The organism is Roseospira marina, assembly GCF_014197855.1.
GTDB lineage: Bacteria > Pseudomonadota > Alphaproteobacteria > Rhodospirillales > Rhodospirillaceae > Rhodospira > Rhodospira marina.
On sequence record NZ_JACIGJ010000004.1, the window covers coordinates 1 to 23,470 of the forward strand.

The 23,470-nt window shown below is 68.1% G+C and carries 20 protein-coding genes; 7 read left to right on the top strand and 13 right to left on the bottom strand.

Going from position 1 to position 23,470, the window contains the following annotated elements; all coding sequences use genetic code 11:
* Nucleotides 1-296 precede the first annotated feature (296 nt).
* Nucleotides 297-1,184, top strand: coding sequence for a prephenate dehydratase (locus GGD82_RS06370; protein WP_150063152.1), 888 nt, complete (start codon nt 297-299; stop codon nt 1,182-1,184).
* A 21-nt stretch (nt 1,185-1,205) separates the two neighbouring features.
* Here GGD82_RS06370 and GGD82_RS06375 read toward each other — a convergent pair whose 3' ends face one another.
* From GGD82_RS06375 to GGD82_RS06415, 9 genes are all read right to left on the bottom strand, one after another.
* Nucleotides 1,206-1,829 (bottom strand): cytochrome c, encoded by a 624-nt coding sequence (locus tag GGD82_RS06375; RefSeq protein WP_150063070.1) that lies wholly within the window; start codon nt 1,827-1,829, stop codon nt 1,206-1,208.
* 122 nt (nt 1,830-1,951) lie between these two features.
* Nucleotides 1,952-2,404, bottom strand: a complete 453-nt coding sequence (locus tag GGD82_RS06380; protein ID WP_150063071.1) for a GFA family protein — start codon at nt 2,402-2,404, stop codon at nt 1,952-1,954.
* 12 nt (nt 2,405-2,416) lie between these two features.
* Nucleotides 2,417-4,054, bottom strand: coding sequence for a bifunctional GNAT family N-acetyltransferase/carbon-nitrogen hydrolase family protein (locus GGD82_RS06385; RefSeq protein ID WP_170284356.1), 1,638 nt, complete (start codon nt 4,052-4,054; stop codon nt 2,417-2,419).
* A gap of 157 nt (nt 4,055-4,211) precedes the next feature.
* On the bottom strand, nt 4,212-4,823 hold the full coding sequence (locus GGD82_RS06390) for a biotin transporter BioY (RefSeq protein ID WP_150063072.1): 612 nt from the start codon (nt 4,821-4,823) through the stop codon (nt 4,212-4,214).
* A gap of 294 nt (nt 4,824-5,117) precedes the next feature.
* On the bottom strand, nt 5,118-5,522 hold the full coding sequence (locus tag GGD82_RS06395) for a F0F1 ATP synthase subunit epsilon (protein ID WP_150063073.1): 405 nt from the start codon (nt 5,520-5,522) through the stop codon (nt 5,118-5,120).
* Between the two features lie 80 nt (nt 5,523-5,602).
* Nucleotides 5,603-7,036, bottom strand: a complete 1,434-nt coding sequence (atpD, locus tag GGD82_RS06400) for a F0F1 ATP synthase subunit beta (RefSeq protein ID WP_150063074.1) — start codon at nt 7,034-7,036, stop codon at nt 5,603-5,605.
* Nucleotides 7,037-7,209: 173 nt separating this feature from the next.
* Nucleotides 7,210-8,109: a F0F1 ATP synthase subunit gamma gene (locus GGD82_RS06405; protein WP_150063075.1), complete on the bottom strand. Its 900-nt coding sequence runs from the start codon at nt 8,107-8,109 to the stop codon at nt 7,210-7,212.
* 41 nt (nt 8,110-8,150) lie between these two features.
* Nucleotides 8,151-9,683 (bottom strand): F0F1 ATP synthase subunit alpha, encoded by a 1,533-nt coding sequence (atpA, locus tag GGD82_RS06410; protein ID WP_150063154.1) that lies wholly within the window; start codon nt 9,681-9,683, stop codon nt 8,151-8,153.
* Nucleotides 9,683-10,243 carry a F0F1 ATP synthase subunit delta gene (locus tag GGD82_RS06415; RefSeq protein WP_150063076.1) on the bottom strand — a complete coding sequence of 187 codons (561 nt, stop codon included), beginning with the start codon at nt 10,241-10,243 and terminating at the stop codon, nt 9,683-9,685. Before GGD82_RS06415 ends, atpA begins: the two co-directional genes overlap by 1 nt.
* Before the next feature lie 500 nt (nt 10,244-10,743).
* Between GGD82_RS06415 and GGD82_RS06420 the strand changes: the two genes are divergently transcribed.
* The 3 genes from GGD82_RS06420 (at nt 10,744) to GGD82_RS06430 (ending at nt 12,765) form a co-directional block, all read left to right on the top strand.
* A complete protein-coding gene (locus GGD82_RS06420) occupies nt 10,744-11,154 on the top strand; it encodes a c-type cytochrome (RefSeq protein WP_150063077.1) in 411 nt (136 codons plus the stop codon).
* Nucleotides 11,155-11,337: 183 nt separating this feature from the next.
* Nucleotides 11,338-11,829 carry a low molecular weight protein-tyrosine-phosphatase gene (locus GGD82_RS06425; protein ID WP_150063078.1) on the top strand — a complete coding sequence of 164 codons (492 nt, stop codon included), beginning with the start codon at nt 11,338-11,340 and terminating at the stop codon, nt 11,827-11,829.
* 84 nt (nt 11,830-11,913) lie between these two features.
* On the top strand, nt 11,914-12,765 hold the full coding sequence (locus GGD82_RS06430) for a fructosamine kinase family protein (protein WP_150063079.1): 852 nt from the start codon (nt 11,914-11,916) through the stop codon (nt 12,763-12,765).
* Nucleotides 12,766-12,772: 7 nt separating this feature from the next.
* Here GGD82_RS06430 and pbpC read toward each other — a convergent pair whose 3' ends face one another.
* A complete protein-coding gene (gene pbpC / locus GGD82_RS06435) occupies nt 12,773-14,854 on the bottom strand; it encodes a penicillin-binding protein 1C (RefSeq protein ID WP_246163945.1) in 2,082 nt (693 codons plus the stop codon).
* Nucleotides 14,855-14,920: 66 nt separating this feature from the next.
* Here pbpC and leuD point away from each other — a divergent pair, with 66 nt between their 5' ends.
* On the top strand, nt 14,921-15,541 hold the full coding sequence (leuD, locus tag GGD82_RS06440; RefSeq protein ID WP_150063080.1) for a 3-isopropylmalate dehydratase small subunit: 621 nt from the start codon (nt 14,921-14,923) through the stop codon (nt 15,539-15,541).
* 97 nt (nt 15,542-15,638) lie between these two features.
* On the opposite strand, the gene GGD82_RS06445 is transcribed toward leuD, so the two are convergent.
* Complete coding sequence (locus tag GGD82_RS06445) at nt 15,639-16,421, bottom strand: 3-hydroxybutyrate dehydrogenase (protein ID WP_150063081.1); 783 nt, start codon at nt 16,419-16,421, stop codon at nt 15,639-15,641.
* 481 nt (nt 16,422-16,902) lie between these two features.
* Between GGD82_RS06445 and acs the strand changes: the two genes are divergently transcribed.
* A complete protein-coding gene (acs, locus tag GGD82_RS06450) occupies nt 16,903-18,840 on the top strand; it encodes an acetate--CoA ligase (protein WP_150063082.1) in 1,938 nt (645 codons plus the stop codon).
* A 115-nt stretch (nt 18,841-18,955) separates the two neighbouring features.
* Here the strand turns inward: acs and hemW are convergent, their stop codons facing one another.
* The gene (gene hemW, locus GGD82_RS06455; RefSeq protein WP_150063083.1) at nt 18,956-20,158 is read right to left on the bottom strand and encodes a radical SAM family heme chaperone HemW; all 1,203 of its coding nucleotides are present in this window, start codon (nt 20,156-20,158) and stop codon (nt 18,956-18,958) included.
* A 99-nt stretch (nt 20,159-20,257) separates the two neighbouring features.
* Between hemW and GGD82_RS06460 the strand changes: the two genes are divergently transcribed.
* On the top strand, nt 20,258-20,773 hold the full coding sequence (locus tag GGD82_RS06460; RefSeq protein ID WP_150063084.1) for an adenine phosphoribosyltransferase: 516 nt from the start codon (nt 20,258-20,260) through the stop codon (nt 20,771-20,773).
* 99 nt (nt 20,774-20,872) lie between these two features.
* On the opposite strand, the gene GGD82_RS06465 is transcribed toward GGD82_RS06460, so the two are convergent.
* The gene (locus GGD82_RS06465; RefSeq protein WP_170284357.1) at nt 20,873-22,927 is read right to left on the bottom strand and encodes a HAMP domain-containing methyl-accepting chemotaxis protein; all 2,055 of its coding nucleotides are present in this window, start codon (nt 22,925-22,927) and stop codon (nt 20,873-20,875) included.
* Nucleotides 22,928-23,470: the final 543 nt, after the last annotated feature.

Genomic DNA, 23,470 nt, shown 5'->3' on the forward strand with positions numbered 1-23,470 from the left:
CCCGCCCCGGCATCTCCATCCGCCGCAAACGCAAGCGCTGCGGATGGACCAACGAATTCGCCAGAACCATCATCGGCCAAATGCGATAGCCCTGGTGGCGCGGGCCGTCGCGCTTGACGCATCGCGCCGGTGCGGTCTAGGCAGGTGAACGCTTGTGCGTTTTCCTATGTGCGCCCGACCGCTGAAAGATCCGCCCCATGGTCGCCGATTCCGTGCCCCGTTCGTCCGCACCCGTCGCGGCCGCGTCTGAGTCCGACAGTGTTCCGAGCTCCGCTCCGGTGTCGGGTGACGTGGCCATGCCCACGCCGCCGAAGCCCGTGATCGCCTTTCAGGGGCTTCCCGGGGCCTACTCGCATGCCTGCTGTCTGTCGGCGTACCCGGACATGGATCCGTTGCCCCGCGCCGCGTTCGAGGATGTGTTCGCCGCCGTCCGTGACGGGTTGGCCCTGTATGCCATGATCCCGATCGACAATTCGGTCGCCGGCCGGGTCGCGGACATTCACCACCTGCTGCCCCGATCGGGCCTGCACATCGTGGCGGAGCATTTCCTGCGGGTGAACCACCACCTTTTGGTCGTTCCCGGCACGACCCTAAGCGACCTGCGTACGGTCGAAAGCCACGTGCATGCGCTGTCGCAGTGCCGCCGCATCATGCGGGAACTGGGCGTGCGGCCGGTCGTGACGGCGGATACCGCCGGCGCGGCGCGCGACGTGGCGGAGCGCGGCGACAAGTCGGCGGCGGCCATCGGCTCTGCCTTGTCCGCCGAGATCTACGGCCTGGACTCCCTGCGCGCCAACATCGAGGACGAGGAGCACAACACCACGCGCTTCGTCGTCATGGCGCGTGAGCCGGTCAGCCCCCGGACGGATGTTGAGGCCGTAACCTCGTTCATCTTCCGGGTGCGGAACGTGCCGGCGGCGCTGTACAAGGCCATGGGCGGCTTCGCGACCAATGGCGTCAACATGACCAAGCTGGAAAGCTATCAGGTCGGCGGCACCTTCGTCGCCGCGCAGTTCTATGCTGAGGTGGAAGGGCGCCCGGATGACCGCCCGCTTGCCTACGCGCTGGAGGAGCTGCGGTTCTTCTCCCACGAAGTTCGCATCCTGGGTGTCTATCCGGCGCATCCGTACCGGTTCGAAGCCCGGCGCCGCGCGCTGGAGGCCGAAACGCGGGTGTTGCCGTAACGGGTTCGGCCCGCCGCCTCTTCATTCAGGACTGGCGACGATCCGGTAGGTTTCGTGGCAGGCGCGGCAATACCCCGTGACCTCCTGAAGGCGCCCCAAAAGAGACCGCTGGGCGGCCGCGTCGGGCGCTTCGGTGGCATCGCTCATGGTGCGGGCCGCCACCGCGAACCGCTGACCGGCCTCGTGGAACCCCTGGCCCAGGGCGCGAAACGCCTCCGGCATGTAGCGGCCGAAGCCCATCCGGCCGCCCATCATGCCGCCCTGCGCCCCGGCGCCCCCGCCCATGGGGCCGCCCGCCGCCTCCATCGCGGCGCGCATCTCGGCCTTCCGTTGGGCGATCTCTTCGGTGCTGAGGCCCTGGGTTTCGAAGGCTTCCCACATCCGGTGCCCGAAGTCCCAGTGCACGTCCGCCACGTTGGCGGCTTCGGCATAGTCGGCGTCGGTCAGGGCGAAGAGCACATCGTCCAGGGATCGCATGTGGCCGCGCATCTCGGCGCGGAAGCGTTCGGCGACACCGGCGGGCAGAGTGACGACGATGCGGGTGTCGGTGGGTAGGGCGGGCGCCTGGGCCGGGGCGGGACCGGCGGCACTGGAGACGGCCAGCAGCACGAGAGTGGTCCGTGCGGCGCGAAGACACAGGGTCATGGTGGCTCTCCGGGATCAGGACAACAGCGGCGCGCGATCACCCGCGCACCCAGAAGCCTAGCGCGCTCCACACCGTCCGTCGTTGATCGTCGTCAGGGTTCGGGCTGGTCCCCGTTCGCGTATCAGGCGGGATCGGCGTCCTCCGCTCCGGCCCCATACAGCGCGAACACCTCCGCGCCGGTCATGGTTTCGGTCGGATTGGCGAAGGCGTAGCCCGGCGGTTTCTCGTCGATGAAGATTTGCTTCGCCATCGTGAAGCGGCTTTGGTCGTCAAACAGGCCGAGCGACAGGATGATCTCGCCGGTTGCCACCAGATGATAGAACAGGCTGCTGCCGCACCGGGCGCAGAAGCACCGCTCCGCCCAGTCCGACGAGCGATACCGCGTGATGTGCTCCGTGCCCTCCCAGGAGACCGGGCCGCGACAGTGCACGGCTAGCATGGGGCCGCCGGTCCAACGCCGGCACATGGCGCAGTGGCAGGCCGAGAACACACGGACGTCCTCGCTCAGCGTGAAGCGGACGGCGCCGCACAGGCATCCGCCCGTCCGGGCGGATGACGGGGGATGCTCGGCCATCGCTAACGCTCCCTATCCCTTGCGGTTGGTCCAGGCCACGGAATACAGATCGAACCGGCGGTCCCGGAGGTTCTGTACCGTGCCGCTCTGCCGGGCCGCCGCCAGATCCTCCATGCGCAGATCGGCGAAGGCGACCATTTCCACGTTCGGCGTGGTGTCGGCCGCGATGCCGTCGCGCGCGAACGGCATGTCGCAGGGGGTCAGGATACAACTTTGGGCGTACTGGATGTCCATATTCTCGACATTGGGCAGGTTGCCCACGTTGCCGGACATGACGACGTAGCACTGGTTCTCGACCGCGCGGGCCTGGCAGCAGTAGCGCACCCGGAGATAGCTTTGCCGTTCGTCGGTGCAGAACGGCACGAACAGGATTTGGGCCCCCTGGTCCACGAGATGGCGGGACAGCTCGGGGAACTCGCTGTCGTAGCAGATCATCACCCCGATCGGGCCGCAGTCGGTCTGGATGGTGTCGATGCGGCTACCACCCTCGATGTTCCACCAGTAGCGTTCGTTCGGAGTCGGGTGGATCTTCACCTGCTGGTGCACCGAGCCGTCGCGGAGGCAGACGTAGCAGATGTTCAGGATCTCGCCGGTCTCGCTGCGGGTCGGGTGGGAGCCGCCGATGATGTTGATGTTGTAGCTGACCGCGAGCCGGCTCAGCAGGGCCTTCAGTGGTTCCGTGTAGCGGGTCAGGGTGGCGATGGCGTCCGAGGCCGGAATGCGCTGGTTCTCGATCGACAGCAGCTGGAGCGTGAACAGCTCCGGGAACACGACGAAGTCGGAGCGGTAGTCGGCGACGACGTCCACGAAGTACTCGACGTTGTGGCCGAACTCCTCGAACGAGCGCACGCGCCGCTGCTGGTACTGCACGATCGAGACGCGGACGGTGCGCTGCGAGTAGCGCGACCGCGCGGTGCGCCCGCCGGACGGCTCGCTGTTGGCCTTCGGGTTCCGCCAGACGAGGTGGGCGGCATAGCCGAGCGATTCGCGGTCGGAGGGCAGGTAGTCCGCCAGCACCCCGATGGGCTCGAACCCGTTGCGCATCTGGAAGCTCAGCACGGGATCGCGCATCTTGCGGGTGCGCACGGCCTCCACATAGGCCTCTGCGGAGCCGACCTTCTTGATCCGGCGGTGCAGGCCCGGCAGGCGGCCGCCGAACACGATGCCCTTGAGGCCCAGGCGCTGGCACAGAGCCCTGCGGCGGGTGTAGAGGCGCTGGCCGATGCGGTAACCGCGATAGTCCGGATCGACGAAGACCTCCATGCCGTACAGCCAATCGCCGTCCGGGTCATGGCGCGCGGCCAGCCCGCCGCCGGTGATTTCCATCCAGGTGTGCGGTGCGAACGCGAGCGCCTCGGCGATGCGGAAGGTGGCACAGTAGCCGACGACGGTGCCCTCGTAGACGGCCACGAACTGGCCCTCCGCGAAGTGCTGCTGCTGCGCCTTCAGGGTCGTGGGGCTATAGGGCGGCACGTCTGTATAGACGCGGGCGCACAGGTCGCGGATGGCGTCGATGTCGTCCACCGTGGCGGTGCGGACCACCATGCGCGGCGCCTGCTCGTTGACCGGCCTGGGCGGGACCGGCGTGGAGGCGGCCGGCGTGGAGGCGGCCGGCGTGGAGGACGGGGGCGTCGGGGCGTCTTCGGCCATGGGGCGGAGTCCTTCCTTGTCGGTCCGGGGCGGTCAACGAGCCGACGCCGTCGGCAACGTCACGGTCGGGACCGGTGTGGGGGGCGATCGGCTCTCTCAGGGGTGGGCCTCAGGGGGGCGGTTCCCCGTCGCTTGCGGTCGCGTACAGTGGGTCCCGTCAGGGCGTGCGGCGGCGGACCACCGTCCAAGCGAGCGGCAGCACGGCGGCCGCCAGCGCGATTTTCAAAAGCCCCCCGAACACAAAGGGGGCCACGCCCTGCTCGAACGCCGCCGCCGGTCCGATCATGTGCGCCAGATAGGCCCAGCCCAGCCCAAGGATGAGGGCCGTGCCCAGGGTCATGCTCGCCAGGGTGCCGAGGACGGTGCGATCCCATCCGCGCTCCGCCAGCCCGCCCACCAGAAGGGCGGAGACCAGGAAGCCGGCGAGATAGCCGCCGGAGGGGCCGGTCATATAGGCCCAGGCCTCACCCGGCGGGGGGACGGAGGCCAGAACGGGCAGGCCCAGGGCACCGGCGATCAGGTACAGCGCCAGCGTCGCGCCGCCCAACCGCCAGCCGTACATGGCGCCCACCAGCAGCACGGCGAACGTTTGCATGGTCATGGGGACCGGCCACATAGGGACCTGAATCTGGGCCGACACGGCGATCAGCAGGCATCCGCCCAACGCCAGAACCAGGGCGCGCGCGGCCTGTGCTGCGCGCCGGGTCCCGAGGGGGCCGGTGGGCCAGACGGCTTGCGCAAGGGTGGCGGGCAGGGCGGCGGCGGTCATAGCGGGGTCCTTGTGCGGAGGCGTCGGGCCCGGAAGTACCCGCGTCCGGGGCCGTCGGAGAGCCTCGGGCCAGCAAGCCTTGGGGGCCGTCCAGGGTCTGGGGCGGAATCGTAGTCGCGTGGTCCCGTCCCGGCAACCCCGGCCCGGTCCGGGCGGCCGCGTTCTTCCGAGGCACACCAAAGCCGCCAACGAAAACGCCCGGCCGCAGGAACGCGACCGGGCATTTTAACGCAACAGGTTCGGGGCGTCGTGGCGGCGCTGCCGTTGGGGGCCGTTGATCGGCCTCCCCCGGGCTCAGGCGCCGACGGCGGCAACCAGGGCTTCCGCAACGGTCACGGCCTTGGCGGCGCGCGCCTTGGCCCCATCTCCTTCGGCTTCGGCCAGATCATCCCGCGCCGATTGCAGACGAGCCTGCGCCTGTTCGGCGGTCACGCCGTCCAGCGGAAAGGCTTCCTCGGCCAGCACGGTGCAGCGCTCGGCGGTCACCTCGGCGAAGCCGCCGGCGACGAACAGCCGGGTTTCGACCTTGCCGCCCTTGTGGATGTCCACCACACCGGGACGCACCGTCGAGAGCATGGGCGCGTGACGGGGCAGGGCGCCGAAGTCGCCCTCGACGCCGGGGACCACGACCATCTCCACCGGCTCTGACATCACCAGCTTCGCCGGCGAGACCAGTTCAAATTCGGTCGTCTCGGCCATGCCTTCCTCTACTCCTCACACTCATGCCGCACGACGGCCCGCCCCCCGAGGCCGGGGCGTGGGCCGTCGGGATCCAGGGTTTACGCGGCCTCGGCGGCCATCTTCTTGGCCTTTTCGATGGCCTCGTCCATGGTGCCGCACATGTAGAACGCCTGTTCCGGCATGTGGTCGTACTCGCCCTCGATCAGCCCCTTGAAGCCCTTGATCGTGTCCTCGAGCTTCACGTACTTGCCCGGCGAGCCGGTGAACACCTCGGCCACATGGAACGGCTGGGAGAGGAAGCGCTGAATCTTACGGGCGCGCGCCACGACCAGCTTATCTTCCTCGGACAGCTCATCCATGCCCAGGATGGCGATGATGTCCTGAAGCGACTTGTAGGTCTGCAGGATGCGCTGCACCTCACGGGCGACCGTGTAGTGCTCCTGGCCGACCACATTCGGGTCGAGGGCGCGCGACGTGGAGTCGAGCGGGTCGACGGCCGGGTAGATGCCCAGCTCGGCAATCGAGCGGTTCAGCACCGTGGTGGCGTCCAGGTGGGCGAACGAGGTCGCGGGCGCCGGGTCGGTCAGGTCGTCGGCCGGCACATAGATGGCCTGAACCGAGGTGATCGAGCCCTTTTTGGTGGAGGTGATGCGCTCCTGCAGGTTGCCCATGTCGGTCGCCAGGGTCGGCTGATAGCCCACCGCCGACGGGATGCGGCCGAGCAGCGCGGACACTTCCGAGCCGGCCTGCGTGAAGCGGAAGATGTTGTCCACGAAGAACAGAACGTCCTGGCCTTCCTCATCGCGGAAGTATTCCGCCTGAGTCAGACCCGACAGGGCGACACGAGCGCGGGCGCCCGGGGGCTCGTTCATTTGGCCGTAGACAAGGGCGCACTTGGAGTTGCCGCCCTCAAGGTCGATCACGCCCGATTCGATCATCTCGTGGTACAGGTCGTTCCCCTCACGGGTCCGCTCACCCACGCCGGCGAACACGGAGTAACCCCCGTGGCCCTTGGCGATATTGTTGATGAGCTCCATGATGAGCACGGTCTTGCCCACGCCGGCGCCACCGAACAGGCCGACCTTGCCGCCCTTGGTGTACGGGGCCAGCAGGTCCACGACCTTGATGCCCGTCTCCAGGATCTCGGTGTCCGTGGACTGCTCCACGAAGGACGGGGCCTCCCTGTGGATCGGGCTCGTCATCTTGGTTTCGATCGGGCCGCGTTCGTCGACCGGCTGGCCGATGACGTTCATGATGCGGCCGAGCGTCTCGGGACCGACCGGCATGCGGATCGGCTCGCCGGTGGCGCGCACATCCTGGCCGCGCACCAAGCCGTCGGTGCTGTCCATGCCGATGGCGCGGACGGTGGACTGACCCAGATGCTGGGCGACCTCGAGAACCAGCCGGTTGCCGTGGTTGTCCGCTTCCAGCGACGACAGGATGGGGGGCAGTTCGCCCTCGAACCGGACGTCGACGACGGCGCCCATCACCTGGGTGATCGTGCCGACGGCGTTAGTGTTCGCGGTCGCCATGTGACAGTTGCTCCTGCGTTACCGTGTTCAGGGCCGACGCGGCCGGTCGGTCCGGGCGCCTGGCAAGGTTGGTCGTGTCGTTGGCGGGCGACACGGAAGCCCGTTAAAAAAGCGAGTCACCCCGGTTGCGCGAACGCGGGCACGAGGCCGGGTGTGGTCTGCGGTCCCCCGGCCTACAGCGCCTCGGCGCCGGAAATGATCTCGATCAGCTCCTTGGTAATCATCGCCTGACGCGCCCGATTGTATTCGAGGGTCAGGTCGTCGATCATCTCGCCGGCGTTACGCGAGGCGTTGTCCATGGCCGTCATCCGCGCGCCCTGCTCGGAGGCGTAGTTCTCCGTCATCGCCCGGAAGATCTGGGTCTTGACGTTAAGGGGCAACAACTCGTCGAGGATCCCTTCCTCGGACGGCTCGAACTCGTACACCGCGCCGGGATTGCCGTCCTCAGCCGCGAGTTCGTTCTCGTTCGCGGTCTTGGGAACCGGGAATGGGATGAGCTGCTGACGGGTCACGATCTGGCTGATCGCGGAGCGGAACCGGTTGTAGACGACGGTGCAGACGTCGAACTCGCCGGCCTCGAACATGTCGAGAACCTTCTCCGAGACCGCCTCGGCTTCTTCATACGTGACCCCGCGACGCCCAAAGTCCTCAATCGTGTCGAGGATCAGCGCGTTGTGGTCGCGCTTGAGCTGGTCGCGGCCCTTGCGTCCGACGCAGAGGACCTTGACCTCCTTGCCATCCTCCTGCAACTCGCGGATCAGCATGCGCGTGTTGCGGGCGGTGCTGCTGTTCAAGCCACCGCACAGCCCACGGTTGGAGGTCACGACAACAATCAGGTGCACGCGGTTCTGGCCGGTTCCGGCCAGCAGGCGTGGGGCGCCGGGCAGGCCGACAACACTGCCCGCCAGCGTGCCCAGCATACGGTTCATGCGCTCGGCAAAGGGACGGCTGGCCTCCGCCGCATCCTGCGCGCGGCGCAGGCGGGAGGCGGCCACCATCTTCATGGCCGAGGTGATCTTCTTGGTCGATTTGACCGAGGAGATCCGGTTACGGAGATCCTTCAGGCTCGGCATGGGACGCGGCGCCTTTCCTCCTGGGGGGAGTGGTCAGTCACTCAGGCGAACGTCTTGGCGAAACCGTCCAGGAACGCCACGAGCTTTTCCTCGGTCGCCGACGACATGGCCTTTTCGGAGCGGATCGAATCCAGAATCTCCGGGGCCTTGGCCCGCATTTCGCTCAGCATCTCCTGCTCGAACCGGACCACATCGCCCACCTTGATGCCGTCCAGGTAGCCCTTGGTGCCAGCGTAGATGGACACGACCTGCGCTTCCATCGGGAACGGCGAGTACTGGCTCTGCTTCAGCAGCTCCGTCAGGCGCGCGCCCCGGTTCAGAAGCTTCTGCGTCGCCGGGTCGAGGTCGGAGGCGAACTGCGCGAACGATGCCATCTCGCGGTACTGCGCCAGTTCCAGCTTGATGGAGCCGGCGACCTTCTTCATCGCCTTCACCTGGGCGGCCGAACCCACGCGAGACACCGACAGGCCGACGTTCACGGCCGGGCGGATGCCCTTGAAGAACAGGTCCGTCTCCAGGAAGATCTGGCCGTCGGTGATCGAGATGACGTTGGTCGGGATGTAGGCCGAGACGTCGTTGGCCTGCGTCTCGATGACCGGCATCGCGGTGAGAGAGCCCGCACCATGCTCGTCGCTCATCTTCGCCGCGCGCTCCAGCAGGCGCGAGTGCAGATAGAACACGTCGCCCGGGAACGCCTCGCGGCCCGGCGGGCGGCGGAGCAGCAGGGACATCTGACGGTAGGCGACGGCCTGCTTCGACAGATCATCATAGAAGATGGCCGCGTGCTTGCCGTTGTCGCGGAACCATTCGCCCATTGTGCACCCGGCATAGGGGGCCAGGTATTGCAGCGGGGCGGGGTCGGACGCCGTGGCGGCAACCACGATGGTGTAGTCGAGCGCGCCGCGATCGGCGAGAGTCTTGACCACCTGGGCCACGGTCGAGCGCTTCTGACCGATGGCGACGTAGATGCAGAACAGCTTCTCGCTGTCATCCTTCGCCTTGGCGTTCACGTCCTTCTGGTTGAGGATCGTGTCCAGGATGATCGCGGTCTTGCCGGTCTGGCGGTCGCCGATGATCAATTCGCGCTGGCCGCGACCAATCGGGATCAGGGTATCGATGGCCTTGATGCCCGTCTGCACCGGCTCGTGCACGGACTTGCGCGGAATGATGCCCGGCGCCTTCACGTCGGCGCGCTTCATCTCCACGTCGGACAGCGGGCCCAGGCCGTCAATCGGGGTGCCAAGCGCATCGACCACGCGGCCCAGCAGGCCGGCGCCGACGGGCACATCCACGATTTCCTGGGTGCGCTTGACGGTGTCACCCTCGCCGATGCCGACGTCGCTGCCGAAAATCACGGCGCCGACGTTATCGTCCTCGAGGTTCAGGGCCATGCCCTTCACGCCCCCGGGGAACTCCACCATCTCGCCGGCCTGAATGTTGTCGAGGCCATGGATGCGCGCGATCCCATCGCCGACCGACAGCACGGTTCCGATTTCGGCCGCATCCGCTTCGGCGCCGAAGCTGGCGATTTGTTGCTTCAGGATCGCGGAGATTTCCGCGGCGCGGATTTCCATCATCCAACCCCTTTCATGGAGAGACTCAAGCGTTGCAGTTGGGAGCGCAGCGAGCTGTCAACCATGCGCGATCCCAGACGGACCACCATGCCCCCCAGCAGGGACGGATCTACGCGCGCGTCCACGGTCACGTCGTTGCCGACGACTTGCTTCAGGCGCGCGGCGAGGGCGGCGGCCTGCGCGTCGCTGAGCGGTCGGGCACTGACCACTTCGGCGGTCATTTCGCCGCGATGTTTTGCGAGTTGGCGCTGGAACGCCACGATCATGCCGGGCAGCGCGAACAGGCGTCCCTTTTCGGCCACCAAGCCCAAGAAGTTGCGGGTCACCGCACTCAGGCCGGCCGCTTCCGCCAGCGCCAGCATGCCCTTGCCGTGATCGTCCCGCGAAACCAGGGGACTGGCAATGAACCGGCGCAGGTCGTCGCTCTCGTCGAGCATCGACTGGAGGGTCGACAAGTCGCCGGCCACGGTGTCGATGTCCCTGGCGTCGTCGGCGAGCTCATAGAGCGCCAATGCGTAGCGCATGGCGAGCCCGGATACCCGTGTCGAATGCGATGCCACGTTCGCTGTTTCCCGATTGTCGCATGCCACTCAACGCCCACACCGCGAGTCAGCAGGGCATTGAAATCGCATAAGAAAAGTGCAACCCGGAGGGGGTGCCCCCGAAGAACGACGGTTCATTACCATACTCCTTTCGCGGTTTGCAAGTGGCGGCGGCCCATAGAAACGCTCGGTGTGACAGCGCGGGTTGACGCAGAGGCGGTGGCTGCAGCGCGGGAGTCCACGGGTCATAAACCAGCCACAAAACACCGGTAGGGTGTCTTTCGTCGACGAGGCGGGAGGGACCGTCACAGCGTGCCACGGGACCGGACCGGCCAGCCTTGAGGGTTGCACCGGGATCCAGTATAACTCCGGGCCTTCTGAGGTGACCCCTGACCGTCATGGGCGCTGGTCAAGGCGTACACGTTGGGGGACGGCCGGATGCGTGGGGACTGGATGTGACCACCTCCATGGGTCCGCTGAACGTCAGGTTTCGCGAAGAATCAAGAGGAGAACATTCCATGCTGAGGACCCTGATCGCGGCCGCCGGTGTCGCGCTGACCTTGGGTGTCACCGCCAACGCCGCTCTGGCCGAGGGCGATGCCGCCAACGGTGAAAAGTGGGCGAACCGCGTGTGCAAGGCCTGCCACACCTTCGATAAGGGCGGCAAGGACATGGTCGGCCCGAACCTGTGGGGCGTGATCGGCAGCACGCCGGGCTCCAATGAGAGCTTCGACCGCTACCAGGCCGTTCCGCTGTTCCCCGAAAACGGCATCGAGACCTGGACCGAAGAGAACGTGGCTGAGTACATCGCCGATCCGGAAGAGTTCCGCCACAAGTACGCCGACAGCCACGAGAGCGCGATGGTCGTCAGCCTGCCGCCGAAGTTCGCGCCGGACGTCGCCGCCTATCTGGCGACCCTGCACGACTAAGGCGCGTTTGCGCGTTCGGTTGATGCCTACAAGACCGCCGCCCTGGATCCTTGGGGCGGCGGTTTTGTCTTTCGGCCCGGTGAATCGGGCGCGCGGGGCGGCTCTTTGCTTTGAAGGGTTGAGTCGTCTCGCGTAAGGTTGTGCAGTGGTGCGAAAGACCGGATGCCAAGAAAGGGTGCGGGCATGGTCGCGGTTCTGTTCGTGTGCACGGGCAATATCTGTCGGTCGCCGACCGCGGAAGGCCTGTTCCGGCATAAGGTGGCGGACGCCGGTCTGGCCTCGGCCGTGACGGTCGACTCCGCTGGCACCGCAGCTTTCCATGTCGGGGAGCCGCCGGACGAGCGCGCGGCCGAGGCGGCGCGGCGCCGGGGCTATGACCTGGATGGCCAGACAGCGCGCCAGGTAAGTGCGCGGGACTTCCACCGGTTCGATCTGCTGGTGGCGATGGACCGGACCCATTTCCAGCGCCTGCGCGCGCTGGCGCCGGATGAGGCGGCGCGCGACCGCGTCGTCATGATGAGCGCCTTTTCCTCGGGCCCCGATGGGCCGAGCGATGTGCCGGATCCCTATTACGGAGGCGGGGGAGGGTTCGAGCGGGTGCTGGATATGCTTGAGGATGCCACGGATGGCCTGCTTAAGCACCTGCGCGATCACCATCTTAACGCGATATCTTAACGCGACCGCATGCCCGCCGGGCCGGCTCCGGGCCGTTCGAGGGGGGAGTGCAACGCCGCGTGCGCCAGTCAGCGAGGTTCCTCGATGCGTGAGTCCGCCCGGAAGCTTGTCGAACAGGCCACGGGGCACCGTGTTACCGCCAGCCGTCCCTTGTCCGGGGGCTGCGTCGGCGAGGTTTATCATGTCCGGACGGCGGGGGCGCCGGATCTGGTCGCGAAGATCGGTGGCGCGGGCAGCGCCCTGTCGCTTGAGGGGCGGATGCTCCGCTATCTGCGGGACCATGGGGTCCCGACGCCGGAGGTCCTGCACGCGGACGACCATGTGTTGCTGATGACCTGTTTGGAGGGGGGCGATGCGCTGGGACCGCGCGTCCAGGAGCACGCGGCCCATGTGATCGCCGCTCTGCACGATCATACCGGGCCTGCGTTTGGGTTCGAGTACGACACCGTGATCGGGGGCTTGCACCAGCCGAATCCGCAGACTGAGCGGTGGGTGCCGTTCTTCCGCGATCATCGCCTGCTGTTTATGGCGAAGGCGGCGGCCGAGGCCGGGCGTCTGCCGCCGGCGACGCTGGGGCGGGTAGAGTCCCTGGCCGCACGGCTGGACGACTACCTGGAAGAACCGGAGCAGCCGAGCCTGCTGCATGGCGATCTGTGGACCGGAAACGTGCTGGCCCACGGCGGCCGGGTCACCGGCCTGATCGACCCGGCCATCTACTGGGGGCATCCGGAGATCGAACTGGCGTTCTCCACCCTGTTCGGCACCTTCAACGACGTGTTCTTCAACCGCTACCATGACCTGCGGCCGATTCGGCCGGGCTTTTTCGAGGAGCGGCGCGATCTGTACAATCTGTACCCGCTGCTGGTGCATGTCCGGCTGTTCGGCGCCGGCTATCTGGGCGGAGTCGACCGCACCCTGCGCCGCATGGGATTCTGACCGGGCGTTATTGTAGCCAGATGGTGGCGCTGGCGGCCCGGCCGGTGTCATCCACCACCGTGATCCGCGCCTGCCCCCGTCCGGTCGGCTGCCATTGCGCGCCCCGGTGCCACGGGGCCGTGTCGAGCGGCCGCCCGTCCACCAGCCACGCATAGGGCCGGCGCCCGCCGGCGGCTTCCAAAACGAGACCCAGCGCGGCCTGCGACCAGTCGAGGGTTGCGCCGTTGGTGGGAAAGCGCAGGCGCAAGGGCGAGGCGCCCGGCGGCGCCTCCGGGGCGGTCCGTCCGGGACCGTCGGGGCCCTCCAGTCGGCGCAGCGGCGGGGGCAGGTCGGCGGTTCGGGCAACGACGGGCAGATCCGGTGGGCGGGGACCCGGCACGGGGTGGCGCGGGTTCGGCAGCAGGTTGAACAGCGCGCGCATCAGCGGGGCGGCGGTGTCCCGCCCGATGTGCCCGGGCACCGGGGTGCCATCCGCCCGGCCCACCCACACGCCGATGACATGGTCGCCGTCCATACCGATGGCCCAGGCATCCCGGAAGCCGTAGGACGTGCCGGTCTTGAATGCCACCCGCCGCCCGCCGCGCGTGGCGTCGTCGGGGGCGAAGCCGGCCGCCGGCGGGGCCTCGGCCAGGATCGCGCGCACTTGCCACGCCGCCGCTGCCGAGAGCACGCGGGCCTCGGGGGTGGGCGGGGCCTCCGGTGAGACGTGGACCGCGTGCGCCCGACCATCGGTCGCCAACGCCGCGTACAGGCCAACGAGTTCCTCCAGCGTCACGCCCAGCCCGCCCAGGGCGAGGGGCAGGCCCGGCCGTCGGAGACCGCCGCGTCGACGCGGGGTGACACCCGCCGTGGCCAGCCGGCTGGCGAAGCGCAGCGGGCCGACCCGGTCCAGCACCGCCACCGCCGGCACGTTCAGCGACTGGCGCAGCGCATCGGCCGCCGTCACCCGCCCATAGTGCGCGAACCCGAAGTTCCCCGGCGCGTAGCCGTCGCCGAAGATCGTGGGCCGGTCGTCGATCTCCGTCAGCGGGTGCAGGCGGCCGTCCTCGAACGCCATGCCGTAGATGAGAGGTTTGAGGGCGGAGCCGGGGGAGCGCACGGCCCGCACCATGTCGATGGCGCCCAGGCGTTCCGTGTCCAGCAGATCGGGCGAGCCGACCCAGGCGCGGGCGGCGCCGGTCTCGGCTTCCACCACCAGGGCGGCGACGGATAGGCGCGGCCCGAGCCCGGCGGCGTGCGCGGCGACCAGCCTCTCGACCCGGGCCTGAAGGGCGGCGTCCAGCGTCGTCGGATAGGCCGAGTCCCCCGACATGTCCGCCGCCGTCACCACATGGCGCGCCAGATGCGGCGCCAGCCGGGGCATGGGCCGGCGCACGTCGGGCAGCGGCTCTTCGCGGGCGTCGCGCGCCTGGGCGGGCGTCAGCACACCGGCCGTCACCATGCGGGCCAGCACCTTGGCGCGGGCCGCCCGCGCGGCCTCCGGATGGCGGTCCGGGCGCAGGCCGTTCGGGTTCTGGGGCAGGGCGACCAGAAGGGCGGCTTGACCGGGCGTCAGGCGGGCGGGTTCCTTGCCCCACCATGCCAGGGTGGCGGCGCGTACGCCCTCGATATTGCCGCCGAACGGGGCGAGCGTCAGATAGGCGTTCAGCACGCCCTCGCGCCCCAGGTGTGCGGTGAGTTGTAGGGCGCGCGCCATCTCGATGAGCTTCGAGGGCAGGGTGCGCGGGCGCGGCTCCAGGAGGCGGGCGGTCTGCATGGTCAGGGTGGAGGCGCCGGAGACCACCTGCCCGTTCACGACCGCCTGACCGGTGGCGCGCAGCACCGCCAGCGGGTCCACGCCGGGATGCCAGGGAAAGCGGGCGTCCTCGAACGCCATTAGCATCCGAATATACAGCGGATCGACGTCGTCCCGCGTCGTGGGCAAGCGCCAGGTTTCGTCCGGGCTGAGAAAGGCGCGCAGCACCACGCCGGTCCGGTCCGTGACCGTGATCGTGGGCGCCAGCCGCGTCAGATCCGGCGGGGCGGCACGGTCCAACGCCAACGCGCCGAGCGCCACTGCGACGCCGACAAGAAGGCCGATCCGTGCCACAGCCCTTGCGCCACGGCGCGCCCGCGCTAAAAGAGGACCACACCCCGCGATCACGAGAGGACCCCCATGGAGCCGTTCAAGACCCTGACCGGAGTGGCTGCGCCGCTGCCGATCGTCAATGTCGATACCGACATGATCATCCCCAAGCAGTTCCTGAAGACCATCAAGCGCACCGGATTGGGCAAAAGTCTGTTCTTCGAGATGCGCTACGACGACGACGGCGCCGAGGTGCCCGGGTTCGTGCTGAACCAGCCGGCCTATCGCAATGCCTCAATCCTGGTGGCCGGCGACAACTTCGGCTGCGGCTCGTCGCGCGAGCATGCGCCCTGGGCGCTGGCGGACTTCGGCATTCGCTGCGTTATTGCGACCAGTTTCGCCGACATCTTCTACAACAACTGCTTCAAGAACGGCATCCTGCCGATCCGCCTGCCCCAGGAAGACGTCGACAAGCTGATGGACGACGCCCAGCGCGGCGCCAACGCCACCGTGACCGTTGACCTGGAAGCGCAAGAGATTCGCGGGCCGGACGGCGGCGTGGTTCGCTTCGACATCGACCCGTTCCGCAAGCACTGCCTGCTCAACGGGCTCGACGACATCGGCCTGACGCTGGAAAAGCAGGACGCGATCGAGTCGTTCGAGGACCGGCGCACCCAGGAATTCCCTTGGCTGGTGCCGGCGGCGGGGTAGGGGAGAAAGACCCCCGTGGTTGGGTAAGGGGGCGGCAACCGGCCGCCTCCCCCTCCACCGTGTCCTTATGGGCCTCGGCTGAGGCCTCCGCACGGCCTCACCAGGTCGTGAACGCGCCGTCCATGGGGAAGGCCGCGCCGGTGGTCGTGTCGGCGGCCTCGCTGCTCAGGAACACGGCCAGCTCGCCCAGTTGCTCCGGTGTCACGAACCGCTCCGTCGGCTGGCGCTCGCCCAGCAGCGTGCGGGTGGCGTCCTCGACCGACAGGCCTTCCGCCTTGGCCCGGTCCTCGATCTGCTTCACCACCAGCGGGGTCTTCACCCAGCCGGGGCAGATGGCGTTGGCCGTGATGTGCGTCTTGGCGTTTTCCAGCGCCGTGACCTTCGTCAGCCCGACAAGGCCGTGTTTGGCGGCGATGTAGGCGGCCTTGAACGGGCTGCCCACCAGCCCGTGCGCCGAGGCGATGTTGATGATGCGGCCCCAGTTGCGCGCCTGCATGCCGGGTAGCGCCGCCCGCGTGGTGTGGAAGCAGGCCGACAGATTGATCGCGATGACCGCGTCCCACTTCTCGGGCGGGAAGTCCTCGATGCGGTCGGTGTGCTGGATGCCGGCGTTATTGACCAGGATATCCACCGGCGCCAGGTCCTTTTCGACCTTGCGGATCAGGGTGAACGCCTCGTCCGGATTCGATAGATCGGCGTGGACGAAGACCGCCTTTACGCCGTGATCGGCTTCCAGGCCGGCGCGGATGGCTTCGATCTCGTCCGGGTCCCCGAACCCGTTCAGGGCGACGTTGGCGCCCTTCGCGGCCATCGCCCGAGCGATGCCCAGACCGATGCCGCTGGTGGAGCCGGTGACCAGGGCGGTCTTGCCGTTCAACATGGGGTGGTTCCTCCGTGTTCGCGTTGCTTTCAGGATGGGGCCGGAGCCGGATGTTGTCGGGCCGGCGAACGGCGCCGGCCGCCCGAGGCGCGACGTCGGGTCGTTCGCTGGGCGGTATAGACTTGGCGCCAGAGGGGGCGGATCCGCAAGGGGGGTGTGGATGTTCCCGTGCGCGGCGAGCCGCGGCGGGCCCCGTGAGAGGTCGGTGTTCGCCCCGCCCCTTGCTCCTGCGGATGGCGATCAAGGCCCGCCCACGGTCACGCGGGGGACGATTAATGATGGCCGCTGAACCGGTTTGCAGGCGCGAACGTTTGCTCTAGAGTGACGAGCCTTCAGAACTGCCCCGCCGTGGCGGCGCGTTCACGCGCGGGGGCCCGCCTCGGCACCACGACAGACGAAGCCAAAACCCAATGCGGACACGCAAAAAATGCCGACCCGCAATCCGGGCAACCGACCCGGGGAACACGGAGGAACACATCCCATGTCCGAAGCACAGGTCTTTCCCGTCCCGCAAGCCACCGCTGCGGGGGCGCATGTCGACTCGGCCAAGTATCACGAAATGTACGAGCGCTCCGTCAAGGATCCGGAGGGCTTCTGGGGCGAACACGGCAAGCGCGTCGACTGGATCAAGCCCTACAGCCAGGTCAAGGATGTCTCGTTCGACCCGCATGATGTTCACATCCGCTGGTTCCATGACGGCACGCTGAACGTCGCGGCGAACTGCATCGACCGTCACCTGGAGACGCGTGGCGACCAGACCGCCATCATCTGGGAGGGGGACGACCCGTCGAAGGACGCCACGATCACGTATCGCGAGCTGTATGAGCGCGTGGGGCGCCTGGGCAACGCGATGCGCGACATGGGCGTCAAGAAGGGCGATCGCGTCTGCATCTACATGCCGATGATCCCCGAGGCCGCCGTGGCCATGCTGGCCTGCGCGCGCATCGGCGCCGTGCACTCGGTGGTCTTCGGCGGCTTCTCTCCGGACAGCTTGGCGAACCGGATTCAGGACTCCGAGTGCGTCATGGTCATCACGTCCGACGAGGGCGTGCGCGGCGGCCGCTCCGTGCCGCTCAAGGCCAACACCGACAAGGCGTTGGAATCCTGCCCCTCGGTTCAGCATGTGCTGGTCGTGAAGCGCACCGGTGGTGACGTCACCATGAAGGCGGGCCGGGACCACTGGTACGACGCCGTGACCAACGACCAGCCGGTGGACTGCCCGGCCGAGGAAATGAACGCGGAGGATCCGCTGTTCATCCTGTACACGTCGGGCTCCACGGGGAAGCCGAAGGGCGTGTTGCACACCTCGGGTGGCTATCTGGTCTATACGTCGATGACCCATGAACTGGTGTTCGACTACAAGGACGGCGAGATCTACTGGTGCACGGCGGACGTCGGCTGGGTCACGGGCCACAGCTATATCGTGTACGGACCGCTGGCCAACGGCGCCACCACCCTGATGTTCGAGGGGGTGCCGAACTACCCCACGACCTCGCGCTTCTGGGAGGTCGTCGACAAGCACAAGGTCAACATCTTCTACACCGCACCCACGGCCATCCGTGCCCTGATGCGCGACGGCGAGGCGCCGGTGACGAAGACCAGCCGCGAAAGCCTGCGCGTGCTCGGGTCGGTGGGCGAGCCGATCAATCCGGAAGCCTGGCTCTGGTACTACAATGTGGTCGGTGAGAAGCGCTGCCCCATCGTCGATACGTGGTGGCAGACCGAGACCGGTGGCATCCTCATCACCCCGCTGCCCGGCGTGACGGACCTCAAGCCGGGGTCGGCGACCCTGCCGTTCTTCGGCGTCTGCCCGGTCGTGGTGGACAACGAGGGCAAGGAGCTGGAGGGCGCGACCGAGGGCAACTTGTGTATTGCCCAGAGCTGGCCGGGTCAGATGCGCACGGTCTACGGCGACCATGAGCGCTTCGTGCAGACCTATTTCACGACCTACAAGGGCTACTACTTCAGCGGCGACGGCTGCCGTCGTGATGAGGACGGGTACTACTGGATCACCGGCCGCGTCGACGACGTCATCAACGTGTCCGGCCACCGCATGGGCACCGCCGAGGTCGAAAGCGCCCTGGTCGCCCATCCGAAGGTGTCCGAGGCGGCCGTCGTCGGCTTCCCGCACGACATCAAGGGCCAGGGGATCTACGCCTACGTCACCCTGGTGGCGGGCGAGCAGGAGACCGAGGAGCTGCGCAAGGAGCTGGTGAAGTGGGTCCGTCAGGAGATCGGCCCGATCGCCAGCCCGGACATCATCCAGTGGGCGCCGGGCCTGCCCAAGACGCGCTCCGGCAAGATCATGCGCCGCATCCTGCGCAAGATTGCTGAGAACGATTTCGGCAGTCTGGGGGATACCTCCACCCTGGCCGATCCGTCGGTGGTCGATGACCTGATCGAGAACCGGCCGAACTGATCCGGATCGCGGGCCGCCACGTCACCGGGATGGGCGGCGCGGCGCGTGTCTCAAGGCGGCGGGTGCCTCTGGGCATCCGCCGTTCTTGTGTGCGCGGGTCGGGGGACCGGCACCGTTACGCCGTGAGGCGGGCCAGAACGCCGTTCAGCCGTGTCCGACCCTCGGCGGTGGCGCGCAGCCAGGGGCCGTTCCAGCGGACGAAGTCCAGCGCCTCCATCTCCGCCAGCCCGTCGGCGTCGAGGGCGGCCCGCAGCGGCACCCCGCACAGCCGCTCGAACCGGCCGGCGTGAACCCCCTCGGTCAGGCGCAGACCCATCAGCAACTGTTCGACTGCGCGGTCGGCGGGCGCCAGCGGGTCGCGGGCCTGCACACCGTGCCCCAGGCGGTCCACCTGCGCCCGCCAGCCGGCGGGGCTGGCGATGCAGCGGGTGGCGGTGCCGGTTACGCGCCCATGGGCGCCCGGTCCTATGCCCACATAATCGCCGCCGCGCCAGTACACGAGATTGTGCCGGCATTCTGCGCCCGGGCGGGCGTGGTTGGAGATTTCATAGGCCGGCAGGCCGGCGGCCGCCGTGTGGCTTTGGGTCAGGTCGAACAGGTCGGCGGCCGTGTCCTCGTCCGGCAGCGTGAAGGCGCCGTCCCGATGCGCGGCGAAGAACGCCGTGCCCTTTTCGATGGTGAGTTGGTACAGGGACAGGTGATCGGGGCCGAACGACAGCGCGCGGTCGAGTTCGGCGGCCCAGGTCTCGGGCGTCTGGCCGGGCCGGGCGTAGATCAGGTCGTACGACACGCGGGGGAAGGTGGTGCGGGCCAGATCCAGGGCGGCCAGGGCCTCCGTCGCGTCATGCCGCCGGCCGAGAAAGCGCAGCGCGGCGTCGTCGAGCGCCTGCACCCCCAGCGACAGGCGGTTCACACCGGCGGTTCGCAGGTCGCGGAAGCGGTCGCGGTCTACGGCGCCGGGGTTGGCCTCGAGTGTGATCTCAACATCCTCGGCCAGCGGCCACAGCCGGGCGGCGGCCGACAGCACGCGCTCGACCGTCACCGGGCTCATCAGCGATGGCGTGCCGCCGCCGAAAAAGACGCTCGTCAGCGGACGGCGCGGCGCCGTGTCGGCCTGCGTTTCCATCTCGCGCACATAGGCGGCGGCCCAGGCTTCCGGGTCCGGCGCGTCGATCACATGGCTGTTGAAATCGCAGTAGGGGCACTTCGACAGGCACCACGGCCAGTGCACATACAGACCGAAGCCTTCGTCGTGGGGATCCGCGTTGCCACCGGCGCCGACGTGGTCGTCCGGGGTGGCCCGGGGCGCCTGGATCATGCCGGCACCGGAACATGTGGCGGCGCGGCATAGCAACGCTTTCCTTGCGCGGTCCCTTTGCTTACGATGCGGCCCCGGTTATCCAACGAGGGGCGTTCCATGGATCTCAAGGACCACATTCGCGAAATTCCCGATTTTCCGAAGCCGGGCATTCTGTTCTACGACATTTCCACGCTGCTGGCTCACGCCGACGCTTGGCAGGTGACCATGGGGCGGATGGCCAAGGCGGCGCGCGTCTACCAGCCGGACGTGATCGCCGGCGTGGAATCCCGAGGCTTTCTGGTGGCGGCGCCGCTGGCGCTGAAGCTGGGGTGCGGGTTCATCATGGTGCGCAAGCCGGGCAAGCTGCCGGGCGGAACGGTCACGCACACCTATCAGAACGAATACCGCGAGGATACGGTCGAGATCCAGGACAACGCCGTGGAGCCGGGCCAGCGCGTCATCGTGGTCGACGATCTGCTGGCGACGGGGGGTACGATGAGCGCGTCGATCTCGCTGCTGCGCAAGGTGGGCGCCGATGTGTGCGCCGCCGCCTGCATCATCGAACTCGGCTTCCTGAAAGGCCGCGATGCCATTGATGTGCCCGTGCACGCCCTGATGACGTACGACAGCTAGGACCCAGGCGGCGAGACACCAGACTTATCGTCGCCATCGTTTTGGCCGCCGAAAGGCGTCCGTGTCCCGTCGGCGCCGCGCAAACGGGAGGCGAACCGCTCAGGCGGCGCGGATGTCCGCCAGGAACCGGTGGACCATCGTCTGCAAGTCTCCGGCCTGCTGACTCAGCGAGGCGGCGGCGTTGAGCACGCTGTCGGCCGCCGAGCGGGCCGCCTGCGCGGTCTGCGACACGCTTCCGATGGTCTGCGAGACCTCGCTGGTGCCCCGGCTCGCCTGCTGAATGTTGCGGGCGATCTCCTGTGTGGCGGCGTTCTGCTGCTCGACCGCCGAGGCGATGCCGCTTGTGGTCTCGTTGATCTGCTGGATGATGTCCGCGATGGCGCCGATGGCCGCGACGGCGGTCTGGGTCTCGCTCTGCACCGTGCCGACCTGGCGGCCGATGTCCTCGGTGGCGCGGGCGGTCTGACTGGCAAGGCTCTTCACCTCGTTGGCGACGACGGCGAAGCCCTTGCCGGCGTCTCCGGCGCGCGCCGCCTCGATGGTCGCGTTCAGGGCGAGTAGGTTGGTCTGATTGGCGATCCCGGTGATGAGTTCGATGACCTCGCCGATCTTGTGCGAGGCGTCGGCCAGTCCGGCCACGACCTGGGTGGTGCGCTCCGCCTCCGCGGCGGCCTGGTTGGCGATGGCGTTCGACCGCTCCACCTGTCGGCCGATCTCGTGGATCGAGGACGACAGCTCTTCGGCGGCCGTCGCGACCGTCTGGACGCTGGTCGACGCCAGCTCCGAGGCCGTGGCGACGGTGGACGCCTGGCCGCTGGTGTCCTCGGCGATCGAGGCCATGTTCCGCGCCGTGTTCTGTAGGGCCTCGGTCGCCGTGCCGAAGACGGTGAGGATGCTGCCGACACCGGCCTCGAAGGTCGCGTTGAGGGAATCGAGTCGCGCCGCGCGGGCTTCGCGGGCCTGAACGGCCTTGGCCTGTTCCGCCGCCAACGTGGCCGCGCGGTGCATGTGCTCCTTGAACACCTGCACGGCCGTGGCCATGTCGCCGATTTCGTCCCGATCCTTGGTGTGCGGCACCGTCACCGACAGGTCGTTTCCGGCAAGGGCGCGCATGGCCTCCGACAGCCGCGTGGACCGCCCGCTGATGCTGCGTCCCATCCAGAGGGCCAGCCCGATGGCGACGACGAACACCAGGGCGGTCATGGCGATCTGGGACCAGCGCGCCAGCGTGGCGTCGGTCCGGGCCCCCACCAGTGCGCTCGCGATGTCCTCGCGAATGCGCGCCTCGGCCTGCGAGGCGAGGGATCGGAAGGCGTCGAGGGCGGCTTGAAACCGCCGCTCCGCCAAGGCGCTGCTCGTGGCGTTGTCGCGCATCGTCTGAACACGTTGTGCCGCCAGGGCACTGAACGTCTCGATATCCGCGGCCAGCGCCCGAGCCGGGTCGCCCACGGGGGTGTCTGCGAGCGTCAGCAGATCCATCCGCGCGCTGTCGAAGGTGGCCTGGACATCTTCGATGTCTACGGAGTCGTCGCCGGACAGCAGTTCTTCGAGGAACAGATGGCCGTCCGCCAGCCGGTAGCGGGCGCTCCAGGCAATGACGGCGGCGGCGCGGCCGGCATTGTTCACGGTGGCCACGCCGGCCGTGGCCAGATCGCCGAGGCCGCTCTGCAGGGTCTCGTACGTCGCGTCGAAGGCCTGATCCGCATCCCCTCCGGCCGAAGCCGACGACTGACTGATGGTGTAGAGCTGTTCCATCGCCGCGCGATAGTCCGTGAGCTTGGCCTTGACCTCGGTGACCATCGACCGCACGGCCGGGTCGTCGGTTGGCAGGAACGTGCCTTCCTCGTTCGTCCCGCCCTGGGCTATGGCGGTCGCGTACCATTCGGCGTCATCGAGGAACGCCCAGACCTCATCCATCGGCGTTTCGACGCGGCCATGGGTGATGTCCCGGAACAGCGCCCGCGCTCGCGTGGTCGCCAGCCGGATTTCCAGCACGGCGTCACCGAGCGGCGCGAGCCGGGTACCGACCCGCTCCCCATGACCGGCGATAGTGTTCACAAGGAGGACGCCGCCCCACCCCATCAGCAGGGTCAGCCCCGCGAGGGCGAGGAAAGAGCCGAGGAGCTTGGTCCGAATCCGCAACGCTGTTCCCATGTTAACGCCTCCGCGCTTCCGGCTGTCGCTGGTCCGCTGGGACCTGGGCGTCCGGCATCCTTCTTTGGGTTTCGTGATCAGGGGGACTCCTGTCGGCATGCGGGCACGACAGCCCTCCGCGCGGTCGGCGTAGGGGGGCGCGGCGGCGATGGAGCGTCCGACCGGGGTCAGGGAGCGTGGCGGGTTGGCGGACACGCCGTCCTCTGGATTGCGGGCCGGCCGCACGCCGATCGTCTCTCCAGGCATCCAGCATCACAGGGTGTGGTCTCCGACCACCCCTCCCTCGGACCGGGGTGGATCGTGCGTCGGGATGTCCGCCCGTCTTTAGGCGTTACAACGAGGCGGCGACTCTTTCAAGTGATCGTGCGCAGCACTTGCCTGTATTGGTAGATAGTGTGTTTGGGGAGAGGGGGCTGGGCCGAACGCACCGCGCCCCATGTCGCAAGGCCGGAGGGAGCGGGACACCGGCCCCTGGTGGCCGCGTTCGGCGATGCTGTAGGATGCGCTGCCGATGCGGACCGGTACCCAACAAAAAACGAGAGG